The 16,765-nt window shown below is 67.0% G+C and carries 18 protein-coding genes; 8 read left to right on the forward strand and 10 right to left on the reverse strand.

The window, feature by feature from the left end; genetic code table 11:
• Window positions 1-129: 129 nt before the first annotated feature.
• On the forward strand, window positions 130-876 hold the full coding sequence (locus ACIUM1_RS13860) for a methyltransferase domain-containing protein (protein ID WP_406813263.1): 747 nt from the start codon (window positions 130-132) through the stop codon (window positions 874-876).
• An 11-nt stretch (window positions 877-887) separates the two neighbouring features.
• Here ACIUM1_RS13860 and ACIUM1_RS13865 read toward each other — a convergent pair whose 3' ends face one another.
• Both ACIUM1_RS13865 and ACIUM1_RS13870 read right to left on the reverse strand, forming a co-directional pair.
• Window positions 888-1,346, reverse strand: coding sequence for an SRPBCC family protein (locus tag ACIUM1_RS13865; protein WP_406813264.1), 459 nt, complete (start codon window positions 1,344-1,346; stop codon window positions 888-890).
• Window positions 1,347-1,596: 250 nt separating this feature from the next.
• Window positions 1,597-2,292, reverse strand: a complete 696-nt coding sequence (locus ACIUM1_RS13870) for an SDR family oxidoreductase (RefSeq protein WP_406813265.1) — start codon at window positions 2,290-2,292, stop codon at window positions 1,597-1,599.
• A gap of 85 nt (window positions 2,293-2,377) precedes the next feature.
• Here ACIUM1_RS13870 and ACIUM1_RS13875 point away from each other — a divergent pair, with 85 nt between their 5' ends.
• Window positions 2,378-2,986 (forward strand): CGNR zinc finger domain-containing protein, encoded by a 609-nt coding sequence (locus tag ACIUM1_RS13875; RefSeq protein WP_406813266.1) that lies wholly within the window; start codon window positions 2,378-2,380, stop codon window positions 2,984-2,986.
• 174 nt (window positions 2,987-3,160) lie between these two features.
• Here ACIUM1_RS13875 and ACIUM1_RS13880 read toward each other — a convergent pair whose 3' ends face one another.
• Entirely contained in the window at window positions 3,161-3,325 is a 165-nt protein-coding gene (locus tag ACIUM1_RS13880; protein ID WP_406813267.1) for a hypothetical protein, read from the reverse strand.
• Window positions 3,326-3,478: 153 nt separating this feature from the next.
• Complete coding sequence (locus ACIUM1_RS13885; RefSeq protein ID WP_406813268.1) at window positions 3,479-4,324, reverse strand: SDR family oxidoreductase; 846 nt, start codon at window positions 4,322-4,324, stop codon at window positions 3,479-3,481.
• A gap of 90 nt (window positions 4,325-4,414) precedes the next feature.
• Between ACIUM1_RS13885 and ACIUM1_RS13890 the strand changes: the two genes are divergently transcribed.
• Window positions 4,415-5,029, forward strand: a complete 615-nt coding sequence (locus ACIUM1_RS13890; RefSeq protein ID WP_406813269.1) for a PaaI family thioesterase — start codon at window positions 4,415-4,417, stop codon at window positions 5,027-5,029.
• Window positions 5,030-5,049: 20 nt separating this feature from the next.
• Here ACIUM1_RS13890 and ACIUM1_RS13895 read toward each other — a convergent pair whose 3' ends face one another.
• From ACIUM1_RS13895 to ACIUM1_RS13905, 3 genes are all read right to left on the reverse strand, one after another.
• Window positions 5,050-5,814, reverse strand: a complete 765-nt coding sequence (locus ACIUM1_RS13895) for a DUF2127 domain-containing protein (RefSeq protein ID WP_406813270.1) — start codon at window positions 5,812-5,814, stop codon at window positions 5,050-5,052.
• A gap of 185 nt (window positions 5,815-5,999) precedes the next feature.
• Window positions 6,000-7,277 (reverse strand): MmgE/PrpD family protein, encoded by a 1,278-nt coding sequence (locus tag ACIUM1_RS13900; RefSeq protein WP_406813271.1) that lies wholly within the window; start codon window positions 7,275-7,277, stop codon window positions 6,000-6,002.
• A gap of 93 nt (window positions 7,278-7,370) precedes the next feature.
• Complete coding sequence (locus ACIUM1_RS13905) at window positions 7,371-8,327, reverse strand: LysR family transcriptional regulator (protein ID WP_406813272.1); 957 nt, start codon at window positions 8,325-8,327, stop codon at window positions 7,371-7,373.
• Between the two features lie 130 nt (window positions 8,328-8,457).
• Between ACIUM1_RS13905 and ACIUM1_RS13910 the strand changes: the two genes are divergently transcribed.
• Entirely contained in the window at window positions 8,458-9,030 is a 573-nt protein-coding gene (locus tag ACIUM1_RS13910; protein ID WP_406813273.1) for a carboxymuconolactone decarboxylase family protein, read from the forward strand.
• 59 nt (window positions 9,031-9,089) lie between these two features.
• On the opposite strand, the gene ACIUM1_RS13915 is transcribed toward ACIUM1_RS13910, so the two are convergent.
• Window positions 9,090-9,968: a helix-turn-helix domain-containing protein gene (locus ACIUM1_RS13915; RefSeq protein WP_406813274.1), complete on the reverse strand. Its 879-nt coding sequence runs from the start codon at window positions 9,966-9,968 to the stop codon at window positions 9,090-9,092.
• 205 nt (window positions 9,969-10,173) lie between these two features.
• Between ACIUM1_RS13915 and ACIUM1_RS13920 the strand changes: the two genes are divergently transcribed.
• The 4 genes from ACIUM1_RS13920 (at window position 10,174) to ACIUM1_RS13935 (ending at window position 13,863) form a co-directional block, all read left to right on the forward strand.
• Entirely contained in the window at window positions 10,174-10,587 is a 414-nt protein-coding gene (locus ACIUM1_RS13920) for a nuclear transport factor 2 family protein (protein ID WP_406813275.1), read from the forward strand.
• Window positions 10,588-11,406: an SDR family NAD(P)-dependent oxidoreductase gene (locus ACIUM1_RS13925; RefSeq protein WP_406813276.1), complete on the forward strand. Its 819-nt coding sequence runs from the start codon at window positions 10,588-10,590 to the stop codon at window positions 11,404-11,406.
• 249 nt (window positions 11,407-11,655) lie between these two features.
• Complete coding sequence (locus ACIUM1_RS13930) at window positions 11,656-12,960, forward strand: sodium/calcium exchanger protein (RefSeq protein WP_406813277.1); 1,305 nt, start codon at window positions 11,656-11,658, stop codon at window positions 12,958-12,960.
• Between the two features lie 66 nt (window positions 12,961-13,026).
• Window positions 13,027-13,863, forward strand: coding sequence for an SDR family oxidoreductase (locus tag ACIUM1_RS13935; protein WP_406813279.1), 837 nt, complete (start codon window positions 13,027-13,029; stop codon window positions 13,861-13,863).
• Here ACIUM1_RS13935 and ACIUM1_RS13940 read toward each other — a convergent pair.
• Window positions 13,860-14,945 carry an IS630 family transposase gene (locus ACIUM1_RS13940; protein WP_406813280.1) on the reverse strand — a complete coding sequence of 362 codons (1,086 nt, stop codon included), beginning with the start codon at window positions 14,943-14,945 and terminating at the stop codon, window positions 13,860-13,862. The genes ACIUM1_RS13935 and ACIUM1_RS13940 overlap by 4 nt on opposite strands.
• Before the next feature lie 43 nt (window positions 14,946-14,988).
• Complete coding sequence (locus ACIUM1_RS13945; protein WP_406813281.1) at window positions 14,989-16,764, reverse strand: SulP family inorganic anion transporter; 1,776 nt, start codon at window positions 16,762-16,764, stop codon at window positions 14,989-14,991.
• Window position 16,765: the final 1 nt, after the last annotated feature.

Genomic DNA, 16,765 nt, shown 5'->3' on the forward strand with positions numbered 1-16,765 from the left:
ACGGTTCGCAGCGGTCGAAGCGTCCCCGCCCGCGGCGTAGGCTGCGGGCGGGACTCACCGGAGCCGAGGCTTGACGGCTTGCCATTCGAGAGTTGGCGTCCAGCTTGGAATTTGATCGAAGGAGTACGCATGACCGACGTGCACATCTCAATGCCTCCCGCGCTCCGGCGAGCGCTGGACCTCCTTATCGACCCACCGGCCGACCCCGACGTCAGCCGGGGTTATCTCGACCTGCTCGGCACCGGCTCCGCCGAAGACGGTGCCGTCGGGAAGAACACCGGTCCGATCCAGGCGGCCTGGGCGTCCCCCATCGGATCAATGCTCTACGACAACGCCCAAGCGCTTTCCCGGCGCTGGATCAGCGCGTGGCAACTGCCTTTGGAGTGGTTGCGCGTCCCGCAGGGCGGTATCGCGCTGGACGTCGGCTCGGGTCCGGGCAATGTCACCGCGTCGCTCGCGCGCGCCGCGGGTCCCGACGGTCTGGCACTCGGCGTCGATATTTCCGAGCCGATGCTTGCCCGCGCCGTCCGCAACGAGGCGGGGCCGCAGGTCGGCTTCATCAAGGCCGATGCACAGCGACTTCCGCTGCGCGACAGCACTATTGACGTGGCGGTGTCGACCGCTGTGCTGCAGTTGGTGCCGGAGCCGACGGCCGCCCTCACCGAGATCGCACGTGTGCTGCGGCCTGGCGGCAGGCTGGCCGTTATGGTCCCGACCGCCGGGCGGCTGGCCCGGTATTGGCAGCTGCTGCCGAACGTCGGGGCGCACGCGTTCGACGACGACGAAATCGGCGATGTGTTGGAGGACAACGGTTTCACCAGCGTGCGGGTGAAGAACTTCGGCACCTTCCAGTGGGTGCGCGGTAAGAAGGGCTGACCCGCCGAAGCCTAATCCGGTGATTGCGCCAGCAGGGCGAGCCGGTCCATCGACTCGCGCAACATGTCGGCCGTCGTCGCACGGGCTTTCTCGATGCGGTTGGGGTCGGTGAGCGCCGTCCAGTCGTAGGTGTGCGTCACCGTGGTGAGTTCGGCGTTGACCGGGCTGAGCTCCCAGCGCCATAGGTGGCCGGGGGGCTGCTTGCCGGGTTCGGCCGGGCGCCAGGCAATTTTGCTGCCCTCGACGAATTCGGTGACGTGGTTCTCCCGCACCGCCCCGTTGGTCAACGTCGTTTTGAAGATGTCGCCCACGCGATGAACGCGCTGACCGGCGGCTGACGACGCGAGGTTGTTGTTGCCGTCCCAGCTCGGCTGTCGGGACGGGTCGGCGATCAGTTCGAAAATCCGGGCGGCGTGGGCAGAGATCACGCGCGTGGCGCTCACTACGCGATCGAGTTCCGTATCGGGCATATCGCCATCCAAACACGGCGCGCCGGTCGATGCGCTGGTGACTTCGGGTCGGGCCGTTGAGGACCTTTGGCCATCGCAGCGCCGGCGCGCGCATGCGACGGTAATGGTGCCGGGACAACCCGGTGGTCTGTCCGAAGTGCAGCGAGCCCGGTCCGGGCTCGGACCAAGTGAGCCACCGCAAGGGCCCGCTTGACCCACCGTCACACCACGGGGTGCTGCCTTCGGACAGACCTTCAAGCGCCCGGGCCGTTCACCCCATCCGGGGCAGCGCCTCGACCGGTCCGGACAGCGCCGCCTTGACGTAGCGGGTGTCGTCGTCGGCCAGCACCTCGACGTCACCTCGCTCGATGCCGTCGACGATCGCGCGGGCAACCTGGCGCGGGTCGTTCTTCGGTGCGTCGTAGCCGGAGGCCATCTCGGTGTCGGTGAAGCTGAGGTGCGCGGCGATGACCAGGGTGCCCTGCTTCTCGAGCTCGATACGCAGCGAATTCGTCGTCGACCACAGTGCGGCCTTGGAGTCGCCGTACCCGCCGGATCCGGGCATCCAGGACAGGATCGAGGCGACGTCGACCAGCGCCCCACCACCGTTGTCGGCCAGGATCGGTGCGAACGCCTTGGCCACGCGCAGCGCGCCGAAGTAGTTCGTCTCGAAGACCGCCCGCACCTCTTCGATGTCGCTGGCGAGCAGGCTCCGGGCGCCGAGCACACCGGCGTTGTTGATGACAATGTCGGCGTCAGCGGCCCGGGCCGCCAGCGCGGCCACCGAATCCGCGTCCGTGACCTCCAATTCGACGCTGACCACGCGCGGATCCTGACTGGGCTTCGGCGCTCGGGCGGTGGCGTACACCTTGGCCGCACCGCGGTCCAGCAACTCCGCCACGATGGCCTTGCCGAGCCCGCGCTGCCCGCCGGTGACCACTACCGTCGACCCCTTGACGTTGACCATGATCCTGCTCCTTTGACTTAGGCAAAAACACTTTGCCTGCGTCAGGTTAGTTGACCATAGCGACATAGGCAAGTAGTCTTTGTATATGTCTTCATGGTGGGGTGCGTCACAGCGATACGGGTGCGTCCCGGCGCCCGGCGGCCTGGGCTTGGTCCAGGACTTCCTCAACACCAGGGCCATCGACGGGTACGGACCGGACCTGCTGGCCGACCGGGAGCTCGCGGGCGACTGGGCTGCCGGCGCGGTGCGGGCGTGGTCGGCCGCGCGCGGCGTGGATCTACGGGCGCCGGAGCTGGACGACACGGATGTGGTCAGGCTGCGCAGCCTGCGGGCCGCCGTGGAGCGGCTGGTGGGCGGCGAACCGCCGAGCGGGCGGGCCCCCGGCGGTGTCGCCGCGTCGTTCGCGCTGTCCGACTCCGGGGAGGTCCGGCTGGATCCCAGCGGCAGCGGTTGGCGCTGGATGGCGTCGGCGCTGTGGGGCGAGATCCTGCTGAGCCAGCAAGCCGGCACCTGGCGGCGGATCAAGCGATGCCACAACCACCGCTGCGGGTCGACGTTCTACGACCGCTCGAAAAACAACAGCGGGGTGTGGCACGACGTCAAAACGTGCGGCAACGCCGTCAACCTGCGCGCCTCCCGGGCCCGGCGGCGCGAACGGGCTCGAGCGGCGGAGTCAGGTGCCCCGCCAGAGTAGGCGATACCGGTAGCAGAGCCCGACCACCGCCAATTCCCTTGCGGAGCACAGCATTTGGCGCGCTTTCGAGGCGCAGCAATTCCCATCGAGGCGTTACCGATCGGCCGCAATCGCTCCTTTGCGCGACGCACCGATGGGGAGTCGGCATCGATGGCCAGGACGCTTAACTGGCCCTCAGCAGCGCTCGACGCCCCTGGGCATCAGCCGCGGACTCGCGGCCGCTGGGCGTCGCGTGCCTTTGAGCACGGTGTGCATGACGTCGTACGCGCGCGACTTCAGTGGCGCGATCACGTCGAAAGTGACGGGAGCCTGGCTGACCCAGGCCGGAAGTGTGGCCACAGTGTGTTCCTTTGTTCTTTCGGCTTGTACGCCGACTCAGTCAATTGCACCGCGGGCGTTTTACGACGGCACCGCGCCGCGGTAAACCCCACAAAAACCGCTTTGTGGCGTACGGCACATCGGTGACGTAAATATAGGCACGCAACACTGCGTCTAGTGAAAACCCTTGAACCTGCGAAGATAGCCTGGCAGTCGGTACGCTGGCACCGGTTTCGGCCAGTCGTCGGGGCGGAAATACGCGTCGGTACCGCCGTCCACGAATAGTACACTGCCGCAGAGGAAGTCGGCGGCATCCGACAGCATGAAGCACATCCAGTCGGCCATGTGCCCCGCGTCACCGAAGCCGCCGAGCGGGACAGGGAACGACCGGACCGCCCTGGCCTGCCTGGGGTCCGACAGTTGTTCCTGCAGAAGCGGTGTCATGATCGCGCCGGGCGACAACGCGTTAAGCCGCACTCCCGCCCCGGCCCACTGCGGAAGCACCGCGTGTCGCCGCACCCAACGGCTGACGGCGGTCTTGGAAGCGCCGTACATCATCGTCGGCGCCGCCGGACCCAACAGCCGCACCGTTCGCACCGCCTTGTCGGCATCGTGGGCAAGCAGCGCGTTGACGGCCCGGCGCGGCACACCGGGCATCGTCGTCATCGAATTACTGGCGACGACAACGACCTTCGCGCGCTCAGCGGCCGCAAGCGCGGCGCGCCAGGCAGTGAGCAATTCGACGACACCGAAGTAATTGACCGCTGCGATCTGGCGGATCCGGTCGCGGCCGCGGCCGGGCCCCAGGCCGGCCGCCAGCACGGCACCGTCAAGCCTGTCGCCGGCGGTCGCCAGGACGCGGTCGGCCGCCTCTTTGCGCCCACCAGGTGTGGATAAGTCGGCGACGATATCGGCGTCCTTGATGTCGACACCGATGGTGGTGTGCCCGTTGTCCCGAAGGCGCTGGGCGGTCTCACGGCCCATTCCCGACGCCGACCCGGTAATGGCATAAGTCCCCATTGACGCCTCCGTTCCAGGGCAGTATGCCCGGGGAACGGGCCGCCCCCCGACGGGCACGCCCCTCCGTGGCCGCACTGTTAAGTTGCCAGCATGCCTGACCAGACGCCCTGCATCGATTTCAGCCAACTCGAGTCGGTGTACGCGCCGCTGGCCGAATCGGTCCGCCGGCTGCTCGACATCAGCATCCGCACGGAAGCCGGCCCGGCGGCGGTAGCTGCGGCAATAGCCAGAATCGACAGCGCCTCAGACGAATTGAGTGATGCGCTGCTGCCCGGCCCGTTCGGCGTGCACCGCACCCCGGACGGACAGACCGTTGCCTGGGGCAACGCCGTGGTAGGTCTGCGGAACCCGATGGCACCGCCGCTGGTCATCCATCACGATCCCGACGGGCTGGTGTGGTCGGAGTTCGTGCTCGGCGCCGCCTACGAGGGGCCGCCGGGCACCGTGCACGGCGGTGTGTGCGCCCTGGTGCTCGATCATGTGCTCGGCGCGGCGGCCCACCAGCCCGACCGGCCCGCGTACACCGGCACCCTGACCCTGCGCTATCGACGGCCCACCGCGCTGGGCCGGCAACTGCGCGCGCAGGCTCACGTCGACCGCGTCGAAGGGGTCAAGATCTTCGTCGTCGGCCACCTGGCCGACGAGGACGGCGTCACGGTGGAGGCCGAGGGCGTTTTCATCCCTCCCAAACAGCCGCCGGCATAACCGTCGACGCCCGTGACAGGTCAGCTCTCGGCTGCGGCCCGCTCGACGTCGAGCAGCTGCTCGCCGCGTCGTTCCTCGTCGTAAGCCTTGCGTCCGCCCCGCAACCCGAACAGCCGCTTCGACACCAGCAGGTAGATCACCGCGGCGACGTTGATGGTGAAGGTCACCACCCTGGTCATCGTGATGCCCTTGGCCAGATCGTGGATCTCCAGCGGCAAGAAGACCGACGTGGCTATCACCGCGAAGTATTCACCCCAGCGCTTCAGCAGCCACAGGCCCACCCCTTCGACGACTTCGATCAGCGCGTAACCCGCCAGCGCCAAGGTCAGCAGGGCCAGGGTGGACGGCTTGGTAGCCAGCGCCTTCTCCAGTTCATGCACGATGGTCATCTGATCGACCTTGAATCCGGCGGTGCGAAAGATCGGCAGATCGCGATCGAGGGTGGCCTGGATGGCGCCGCGCGCCCCGCGGAACTTCCACACCGCGTAGGCCGCCAGCGCGATTACCACCGCCCGGAACAAGCGCTCCACCGCCAATACGCGGATGATGATGGCCTGACGTAAGGCCTTGCCGCGCATAATCATCGGCGCATCCTCGGCGCGGCCACGGCCGTGCGGCTCGCCGAGGGTGAACTCGCCGCACCGCAAGCAGCGCCACACTTCGCCCAGCCCGGTGCAGCCCCTCAGCCGGTCTGCGAGCGCCTTCTCGTCGGGTGCATAGGTCACATGGCCGGCAACGGCGCAGGTGATGAGCTCCCACCGATTGCGGCGGTGTTGTTTCCCCATTGCCGGATCATTCATGGCGGGCGGGCGGCCACGCAAGGGGGCACGCACACGGGCGTCAGAAGCGCGGCTTGCTGCGCGCGCACCGGGCGGCGGGAAGCACCGCACCGAGCTGCCCGGTGAGTTCGGCGACTCCGATCTCGTCGAGTCGAGCCACCGCGGCGACTATGTCATCGCGCAGTGGACCGTCACAGAAGGGTTCGGCGGAGCCAGCCGAACTTGTCCACGACGCGTTCCCAGGACATCGGACGGGTGGGTGACCCCTCGTAATCCGACTGCTCGCGGCTGAACTCCCGCCCGTCGTTGGTGATCACATGAACCCGCGCGGCCGTGCGATGCGGGTAGTCGGCGGTCAGATCGTCGGCCGGCCTGACCTGCACCCGTGCCAACAGACCCTGGACATCGCTTCGCGAAACACGTTCATTCTCAAGCTGTTCGGGGCCCACGCCGCCGTCGAGGAGGGCGACCGCGGTCAGGTACTTGAGGTTGTAGTCGGCCTGCTCCTTGGTGGTCGGATGTTCTTTGCCGCCATACGCACCGCCACCGGCGAAGTCATATGCCCCCTGAAAGACCTCGAGAACTACCCTCGCGACATCCGTACCACGCAAAGCGGTCTCGCCGCGCACGGCCAGCACCGCGTCGATGACCACCTGGCCGTGGATGAGCGAGCAGTACTGCTTCAAGTAAGTCTGCTCGACGCAAGCGAGGCTGCGGTCGGCGGTGTGCAAATCGATGGGCTGATCGAACAGCTGCGCCAACCCGTGTGGGCCCTCGAACAACGACTTGGGCCCGGTGATGCCGCGGGCGGCCAGCATGGTCGTGTACACGGCGCGCATGCCGGTGATCGCCGGCGAGATGCCCTTCCAGTTCGAGACCGGTTCGGCATGGATGGTCGCCAGCGACACGTTGTCGGCCGCCGCGGCGGCGATGGCGTTGGCGGTCTGTTCGGCGTCGAGCCCCAGCAGCTTTGCGCTGCCGGCCGCAACCGACATGGAAAGTTGCAGCGCGTGGTTGAGCCCGCGGGCCATCACGGGAACCTGTGCGCTGAAACGGCATTGGATCTCGTAGGCGATTGCCAGCGCCAGCAGGAAGTCGGCCCCGCTGGCGCCGGTGTGCTCGGCCACGGCCAGAACGGCGCCGACGTTGTCGGCGGGATGGCAGAGCCCGCCCACGGTCAAATAGGTGTCGAGCAGGTCGGGATAGCGCACCAGCACCGCGTTGAAGAACGCGGCCTGGTCCACCGATGCGCGGCCGCCGCCGACCAGGGTGGCGGTCGGGGTCCCGCCGAACTGAGTCGTGTGCTCACGAATCGTCGGGATCAGCTCCCCACCCAGCGAACCGACGGCGCACGCGATGCTGTCCAGCACGTTGCGCTTCAACAGTTCGCGCGGCTGCCCGCCCAGATCGGCCGGTCGTGCGCCGACGACGAATTCGGCCAGCTCGTCAACAACGTAGCTCTGTGCCACCACTTTTCGCCTCTCCGCTCTACTACTCCCACTGAAGCCCAGCGATGAGGCGCCGTCCAGGATCGATTCCTTATGTGTGGTTGACGGAACTTTTCACCGCGGATCGGCCCCGGGATCAAGAATGCTCCGGTGGGGATCGTCGGGCGGAATCCACCACCGCCCGGTGGGAGGAGTCAGCCATTCCCGGCCGCGCGCAACCGCCAGCAACGAAGTCACGACACCGCGCACACTGGCCCGGTCATCGTCTTGCCGATGCAGCAGCGACCATGTCCACAGCGGGATCGGATCGGCGACCGGACGCTGGCCCAATCGGGTTGGGAGTGGGGCGGTGTGGCGCTTGGGTGACGCCAGCACAGCGCTTCTGATCTTGCGCACATGTGCGTAGAACGCGTCACCGGTGATGCCGCCGTCGTTGATCCCGATGATGCGGGCACCGTTGTCGGCGGCGAAGTCTTCGGCGAACCGGTTCCACGACGACCATGCCGACGCGTCGTCGTCGACGAGAACGCTGACATGTTGTGCGCCAACCGGTTCCGAAGAGGTCGAACCGGGAAGGACCGCGCTCAGCGGTTCGGCGCGTAACAGGTGAGCAGTCAATTTTCGATGCTTGGCCTGCGTTTCTGTGATCCACGCCAACGCGATGTCGAGGGTGCCCTCGGCCACTCGGTCCGCTTGCACGTGCGACGGCAACACCCAATCGTCCAGGCGCAGGGCCACTCCGGGGCCCACCATTGCGCCGATGTCGTCGGGCAACCAGCTGACGTAGCCCAGCCGCACCGGCGAGCTTTGTAAGGCGGTCCGCTGCAGCCGATGCTTGGCGTCGTCGGCCAGTGACAGGATCCGGCGCGCGTCCGGGAGGAACGTCCGGCCGGCTTCGCTCAACCGGACGCTGCGCCGGTCCCGCACCAGCAAATCGGTGCCCACTTCGCGTTCCAACGCGATGATCTGTTGCGACAACGCCGGTCCCGAAATGTGCAGGCGTCGGGCGGCGCGACCGAAGTGCAATTCTTCTGCGACGGCGACGAAATAGCGCAGCTGCCGCAGTTCCATATGTCGAGCTTAAGTGGCCCCACCTGCGCTAGGAAGCGCCACTTACCAGTGCTCATCAGCGAGTTATGGACTCCGCCTCGCTCGCGCGTTTCGCTGGGGTGAACGACCGCAATCCGATGAGGTGGGCCCGATGCGACTTCCCCTTTTGCCACCGCCCAGTTTGACCGCAGCGCAGCGCGAGCTGTACGACAATATGCGGGCCGTGATCGACGGCGAATTCGGCGACCTGGTCGCATACCGGGACGACGGCGCGCTGATCGGGCCCTTCAACTGTTGGCTGCACTTTCCCCAATTCGGCGCGCCGGCTTGGTCATTCAACAAGGCGATGTGGGAACACGCCCAACTTCCGGGCGATATCCATCAGTTGGTCATCCTGGTCACCGCCGCGAAATTCGGGGCGCGCTACGAAATCTACGGTCACGAGTACTTCGCCCGGCGCGCAGGTCTGTCCGAGTCGAAAATCGCCACCATCACCGCGGGTGAACGCCCCGCCGACCTGAGCGACGACGAAGGTGTCGCCTATGACATGGCGGCGTCCCTCAACCGCGGCGGAGTCCTTTCCGAGACCACCTATCGAGCCGCCGTACACCGGTTCGGCGCACACGGAACGGCCGAGATCGTGTTTCTGGTGGGCTGCTTCTCCATGGTCGCTGTGACGCTCAACGCGTTCGATGCCGGCGTGCCCGGACGCGGGGACACATAGCAGACAGCCGACGGAGGATCATGCCAACCCGGGCCACAATGCCCCCGCTCGCGGCCGCCTCAGGCGCCGCGGTGGTCGACCCCACCGATCCCGGCCGGCTGCGGTGGCGCCCCGCTGAGTGCGGCCGTCTCGTCGGTCAGCTGCTTTCCGATGTCGCGGATCTGCCGCGCGCTCAGCGCGCACAGCGGGTGCACGGCCACCATCAGGGTGACGCGGGCCCGGTCGTCGAAAACCGGGGCGGCGATGGTCACCACGGGTTGCTTCCGGCGGCCCGGGTTGTCGTCGGAGAGGAACCCGATGGTGGTGAACTCGACCAGCAGCCGGTCCACGATGTGGCGTACCGGGGTTGGCATCTCGCTGCTGTCCAACGTGCCGACCACCTGCACCGCCTGCGCGAGCGCCGGCGTCGTCCAGTCGACGTCGAATCCGCGTTCACGGGTGTGCTCCAACACCTGTCGCAGGCGCTGGGCGCGGTCCGCGTTGTCGCCGGCACCCCGCCGGACCCAGGCGCGTTGTTCCTCCTCGGTGTCCCAGGCCGCCATCGCGACGCCGAACGGCGGCGCGTAGGGAATGCGATCACCCGGGATCCCCGACGGCTGCGTGGCCGGTTCACCCTCAAAGGCGGTGACCACCAAGGAATCACCGAATTTCTCGACCACCGAACAGGCGTAGCCGACTTCGCGGGACAGCCGCAGCGCCGCGGTCCGCGCCGCGTGGGCGAGCGGCCGGGCGGTGTCCGTGCGGGCGGCCACCACGGCGAGGGCGGGACCGAGGGCGAACGTCTTTGTGACCGGATCACGGCTGGCCCACCCGCGGTCGCACAACGTCTTCAGGATCGCGTGCGCGGTCGCCTGGGTGAGATCCAGCTCCCGCACCACATCGGAGAAGCGCAGCCGCGCATTCGCAGACCGCGCCAGCAGCTCGACGACGTCGAGCACCCGGGCGGTCGGCGCTGACGTCGAACCGCGAATCGCTTGACTCCTTTACGACGGGGTTCCTACAGTTGGACGAACATTCGAGATCTTATATCGATTATTCGAGAGAGTTGATGTCTTGCGCGCTGCGGTCACGCCATCATGGCGGGGCCGGTTGGGCCCGTTACGGCCCGCCGGGGATCGTTGTCCGTCCGAATGGAGACCTCCGGTGACCGAACGCGATGACCGCCAAGACATCTCCGAGCTGCTGGTGCGCTACGCCACGGGGATCGACCGCCGGGATTGGCCACTGTTTCGCACCGTCTTCACCGACGACTGCCAACTGGACTACGGCGAGATCGGCACCTGGAACGGTGTCGACGCAGTCGCCGACTTCATGGAGCGGGCGCACGCGCTGGCGGGGCACACGCTGCACCGCCTGACCAACCAGGCCATCACGCTCGACGGCGACAGCGCCACCGCACGCACCTACGTCGACGGGCTGATCATGGCCGGCGACAACAACTCAGGTGTCAACGCGATCGGTTTCTACGACGACGACATGGTCCGCACCCCGGCGGGGTGGCGTATCGCGCGCCGGCGTTACACCCAGGTTCGCATCACCACGGTCGGGGGCGGGTAGATGACATTCGCGGCAAAGTACGGGCCCTGGGCGGTGGTGGCCGGCGCATCCGACGGCCTGGGCGCGGCGTTCGCCGAAGGACTTGCCGAGCGCGGCGTCAACGTGGTGCTACTGGCCCGCCGGCAAGCCGTTCTCCACCGTGTCGCGTTCGACATCGAGGGCAAGACGGGGGCGCAAACCCGCACCCTGGCAATCGATCTCGCGCAACCGGGTGCGGCCGCGGCGGTTGCCGCGGCAACCGGCGACCTGGAGATCGGAACGCTCGTGTATTGCGCCGGCGCCGACCCGAATTTCAAGCCGTTCCTTGCCAATTCGATCGAAGCCGCCGAGGCGATGGTGCAACGCAACTGCATGGTGCCCATGCAGTTGTGTCACCATTTCGCGCCCGCGATGGTGGAACGAGGCAGCGGCGGCATCGTCATCTTCGGGTCCGGCGCCGGGCTGGCCGGCGGACCGAACATGGTCGCCTACGGCGCCTCGAAGGCGTTCGACATGGTCTTCGCCGAGGCGCTGTGGGCCGAACTGCACGACAAGGGCGTCGACGTCCTGGGCCTCATCCTGGGCAAGACCAACACGCCGGCATTGCGCGAGCTCGAATACAGCCGGGGCCTGATCGGATCCCCGGACGAGGTGCCCCCGGACGCGGCGGCCGTGTCCGACGTCATCGCCGAGGCGTTCGAGAACCTCGGCAACGGCCCGACCCTGATGGTGGGCGACACCATGCGCGCCGCCGCGCAGCTGCTGGCATCGGTGAGCCGCAATCAGGCCGTCGAGCTGTTCGCCCAGGCCGCCGCCGCGGCCATGGGCCCCGGCGGTTAGGGAGCGGCGGGAACTCACGTCGTTCGCTGCGCGTCATACCCACCAGTGACGAGGTTTGCCAAAGTTGCGGATCAGGGCGGCCTAACTTTTGCGTACACATGGGCCTGGACAGCAAATATGCGTCCTGGCGCACCGCCGCTTAATCGACCCGCTGCGTTGCTGACGCTGGCCGCCACGGGTAACTTGGGTAACCGGTTCACCGCAGCGACCGAGCCGCAGTGGCCACCGGATCGCCACCGCCTGCGAAGGATGACGATGCTCGCCATAGACAGGCCCGCCGCCACCGTCGCGATGACGGCACGCTGGCGGCGCCGCACCCTGACCCGTTCCGGATTGATCACCGGCGCTTTCGTCCTCCCTGCCGTGGTCGTCCGCGTCGCCGGCCTGCATCCCGGCGCGGTACTGGCCCTGCTGATCTTCGGGGCAGCGGTGGTGGCGGCCAGCTTCTTGCTGGCATGGGCGGCCGAGGCCGCGCAGATCGACGTTTCCGGCGGGTTGGCGACGGCGCTGCTGGCTCTGATCGCGGTGCTGCCGGAATACGCCGTCGACCTCTACTACGCATACGTGTCCGGCCACAACGCGGATTACACGCAGTACGCCGCCGCCAACATGACCGGGTCCAACCGGTTGTTGATGGGTCTGGGGTGGCCCGTGGTGGTGCTGGTGAGCATCGTGGTGGCGCGCAAGTCCGGTTCGGCGAAGACCACCGGTCTGACGCTGGAGCCAGCAAACCGTGTCGAACTGGGATTCCTGCTGGTCGCCGGCGTCCTCGCCTTCGTGATACCGGCGAGCAGCCAGATTCATCTGGGTCTGGGGCTGGCGTTGCTGGCCTGGTTCGGGTTTTACCTCTACAAGATCAGTCACGGCGACGTCGAGGAGCCCGACCTGATCGGCACGGCGGCCGCGTTGGGTGATCTGCCCGACGGTCGGAGGCGCGTCGCGGTGGTCGGCCTGTTTCTGGTGTCGGGCGGGGTGATCCTGCTGTGCGCCAAGCCCTTTGCCGACAACTTGGTGGCCGCCGGTACCGAACTCGGCATCAACCGCTTCCTGCTGGTGCAGTGGCTGGCCCCGCTGGCCTCCGAGGCACCGGAATTCATCATCGCGACCATTTTCGCCAGCCGGGGCAAGGGCACGGCGGCCATCGCCACGCTGATCTCCTCCAAGGTCAATCAATGGACCCTGTTGATCGGGTCGTTGCCGATCGCCCACCTGCTGGGCGGCGGCGGGTTCTCGCTGTACCTCGACTCCCGTCAGGTGGAGGAGGTGCTGCTCACCGCCACCCAAACGATGATGGGGGTGGCGCTGATCCTGGCGCTGCGGTTCAACCGCGCCGCCGCGTGCACACTGCTCGGACTGTTCGTCGTCCAGTTCCCGATCTTCTCGACACAGGGACGGTTGTTGCTCTGCGCCGTCTACGTCGCGGTGGCCGTCATAGCGCTGATCATCAACCGCCGCCACGTGATCGCCACCGTCCGGGCACCGTTCTTCGGCAGGGCCATCCGGCACAGCGGTCACCCTCACCACGAGGCGGAGGGTTCCACCCCTCAGCGGTAGGTCGCCGTCGCGCCGAAGACCGCCCCGCCCACGGGTTGGGCATCATTCTGCGTATACCGTCCAGGTATGACTCGAGTGTCGGTGATCACAGGCGGCGCGGGTGGCATGGGCCTGGCCACGGCGAAAGTCGTCGGCCGCGACCACACCGTGGTGCTGTGCGACGTCCGGCAGGACCGGCTGGCCGCCGCGGGCACGGCCCTGCAAGACCTCGGGATCGCTGCGACGGTCGTCGACTGCGACGTGACGGACCGGCGCGCCGTGGCAGGCCTGCTGGGCACCGCGAGCAACCTCGGGACGGTCGTCTCGGTCATCCACACCGCGGGGGTCAGCCCGAGCATGGGTGCCGCCGACTACATCATCCGGACCAACGCCGTGGGTACCGTCAACGTCAACGAGGAGTTCTTCGCGGTCGCCGGCGAAGGTGCGGTGATCGTCAACGTGGCATCGATGGCGGCGCACATGCTGCCGGCGGAAATCGTTCCGACAGAACAGTTTCCGCGGGCGCTGGAGGACACCGACGCGTTCATGGCCGCCATGCTGGCGGCGTGCGACATCGCCCCCGATGAGGCGCGATCCGGCTTGGCCTACGCCGTGAGCAAGAGCTTCGTGAAGTGGTACAGCCAGTCGCAGGCGGAGCGCTTCAACGCCCGCGGATTGCGCATCGTCTCGGTGTCACCGGGTTCCATCGACACCGAGATGGGCCGGCTCGAGGAGCAGGCCGGCGCGGGCGCGATGGTTGCCAACGCCGCGGTGCCGCGGTGGGGCAAGCCCGAAGAGATGGCCGAGTTGCTCGCCTTCTGCGCCAGCGAGAGGGCCGGATACCTCACCGGCACCGACATTCTCAACGACGGCGGCGTGATCGCCTCGATGACCGAACGGGCCAGGGTAGCCGCCGGCAGCTAGTGTCGCGAGTCGTTAATTCGCTTGCAGTAGTTGGCGATGGATTCGAGGATTTGATCGGCGGTCTTGGTCCAGACGTAGGGGCGCGGGTTGTCGTTCCAGGTGTCGATCCAGGCGCGGATGTCGGTGTTGAGTTGGCGCACCGAGGTGTGGGTGCCACGGCGCAGTTTTTTGGTGGTCAGTTCGGCGAACCAGCGCTCGACGAGGTTGAGCCAGCTTGAGCTGGTCGGGGTGAAGTGCAACACGAAGCGTGGGTGAGCGTTCAGCCAGCGTTTGACCTGCGGTGTTTTGTGCGTGGAGGCATTGTCCAAGACGACATGGCAGTCCAAGTCGGCAGGCACCGCGGTGTCGATCTTCTTGAGGAAGGCCAGAAATTCCTGGGCGCCGTGACGCGAGTGCAGGGCACCGATGACCTGGCCGGTGGCCAGATCCAGGGCGGCATACAAGCTCGAGGTGCCATGGCGGACGTAGTCGTGGCTGGCTCGCGCCGGCGTGCCGGGCAGCATCGGGAACACCGGTGCGGTGCGGTTGAGGGCCTGGATCTGGGTTTTCTCATCCACGCACAACACCACCGCCCGCTCGGGTGGGTTCAGATACAACCCGACGACGTCACGGACCTTCTGGACAAACAGCGGGTCTTTGGACAGCTTCCACGAATCCTGTTTGTGCGGAGCCAATCCGAACGCCCGCCACACCCGCGAGACCATCGACTGGCTCAAACCCAGATGCTCGGCCATCGACCGCGTCGACCAGTGCGTGGCATCGGGGGGCGTGGTCTCTAGCGTCGCGGTGATCAACGCTTCAATCCGCTCATCACCGACCACCCGGGGCCGGCCCGGGCGCGGCTCGTCGAGCAATCCCTCCAGGCGGTCAGCGGCAAAGCGATTACGCCACTTGGTCACCATTCCCCGCGTGATACCCAGATCGCGTGCTACCGCGGTATTACTCGAATCCCCTTCGCAGGCAAGCACAATCCGCGAGCGCAAGGCCAACGCCTGGGCGCTCTTGGGGCGGCGCGCCCACCCCTGCAACTGCTCACGTTCCTCATCGGTCAACACCACGGGCACAGCAATCGGACTCGGCACACCCCAAGTCTACCCAGTGATCGCGAATTAACGACTCGCGACACTAGACGAGGTAGTACAGCTCAGCGTGCGGGGCGACTTCGGGTGCGCTGGTGAAGGGCTCCTTGACGTTGAGCTCGGCCAGCCTGTTGTGGGCGTAGCGGACCGCCTTGAGCGTTGCCGAGAATTCCTCGTCCTCCTCGGGGAAGACCTGCTCGGCGGGGAACCAACTCTGGAAGCCGACGTTGGTCAGCACGCCGAGCGTGTCGGAGCGCACCCCGGCAAGCAGCACGGTGACACCGCGCTCGGTGACCTCGCGCAGGAAATGCTCGATGCGTTCGATGCAGACCACATCCGGGTGGCGCACCCGCTTGAGCCGCAACACCACGAAAGCGATGTCACCCTCGGTGATGCGCTGACTGATCGCCGTCAGGTAGCGGTCCAATTCCGGTGCGGCCCCGAAGAACAGCTCGCCTTCGAGGTCGTAGATGACGATCGACGGATCCGCTGAATCGCCCGGAATGCGTTCGCGCACCACACGCTCGGGCGTGACGACGAGTTCCTTGGACTTCAGCTTCGCCGCCCGCGGCACGAACAGCAGGATGGACAGGACCACGCCGAGCAGGACCGACTTGTCGAGGTCCACGGCGATGCCGGTGAAGGCCGTGACGACCACCAGCCCGGCGTCGTAGCGCGACGCCTTGACGGTGTAGATCAGCCGCTTGAAATCGACCAGGCGCGCGGCCGTGACGAGCAACAGCCCGGCCAGCGCCGGTTGCGGAACGTAGCGCAGCAGTGGGGCGAACAGCAGCAGGGCACCGGCAACCGTGGCGGCCGATACTATCCCGGAAAACCTTGTGGCAGCACCGGATTGGAAGTTGATCGCCGATCTGGACAGCGAGCCCGAGCCGGGCAGACTCTGGAAGAAGCCGCCTGTCAAGTTGGCCAGGCCCTCGGCCATGATCTGGCGGTTGTAGTCGATCTTCTGTTGTGTTTGGTAAGAAATGGCTTTGGCGATCGACAGCGCCTCGATGATGCCGACGAAGGCGATGGCCAGCGCTCCCGTCGACAAGTGCGGCAGCCACTCGGTGCGGACCTCGGGGACATGCGGTCCGGGTAGGCTGCGCGGGATCTTGGCGGCCACCGACACCGCGGTGTGCCCGCCGGGGCCCGGCGTCGACCACCCGGCGAGGTAGGCGACGAGCGCGGTGACGATCAGCACCGCGAGCATGTCCACCTGCGGCCATCCGTAGCGCTGGACCAGCTTGCGCAGCACGACGGCCAGGACCACCGCCGCCGCGCTCAATGTCAGTGCGCGGTAATTGATGTGGTCGCCGTGGGCCAGGGTGAGCCAGACGCGGCGCAGCACCTGCATGTGGCCGTTGCCCTTGTCGCGGACGCCCAGCGCGTTGCCCAGCTGTCCGATGGCGAGCAGGAAGGCCGCGGCCGCCATGAAGCCGATGATGACCGACTCGGATATGTAGCGGGTGAGGTTGCCGAGCTTGAACAGGCTGATCACGATCTGGAACGCGCCCACCAGGACGGCCAGTAAGAAGAGCGCCTCGAAGAGCTCCGTGGAATTCTCTGAGTCGATGAAGGCCAGTGCGGTGAACACCAGCAGCGAGATGGCGCTCGTGGGCCCGTTGATCAGATGCGAGGACGACCCGAAGATCGAGGCGACGATGGTCACGACGATCGCCGAGTAGACGCCGAATCTCGGGTCCACCCCGGCGATCAGGGCGTAGGCCATCGCCTGAGGAAATGAAATGGCGGCGACGGTCAGACCGGCGATCACGTCATGCCGGCCCTTCACCAGGTCGTAATTCGCCCGCACATCCACG

Origin of the sequence: Mycobacterium sp. M23085 (assembly GCF_045343915.1) — a bacterium.
GTDB lineage: Bacteria > Actinomycetota > Actinomycetes > Mycobacteriales > Mycobacteriaceae > Mycobacterium.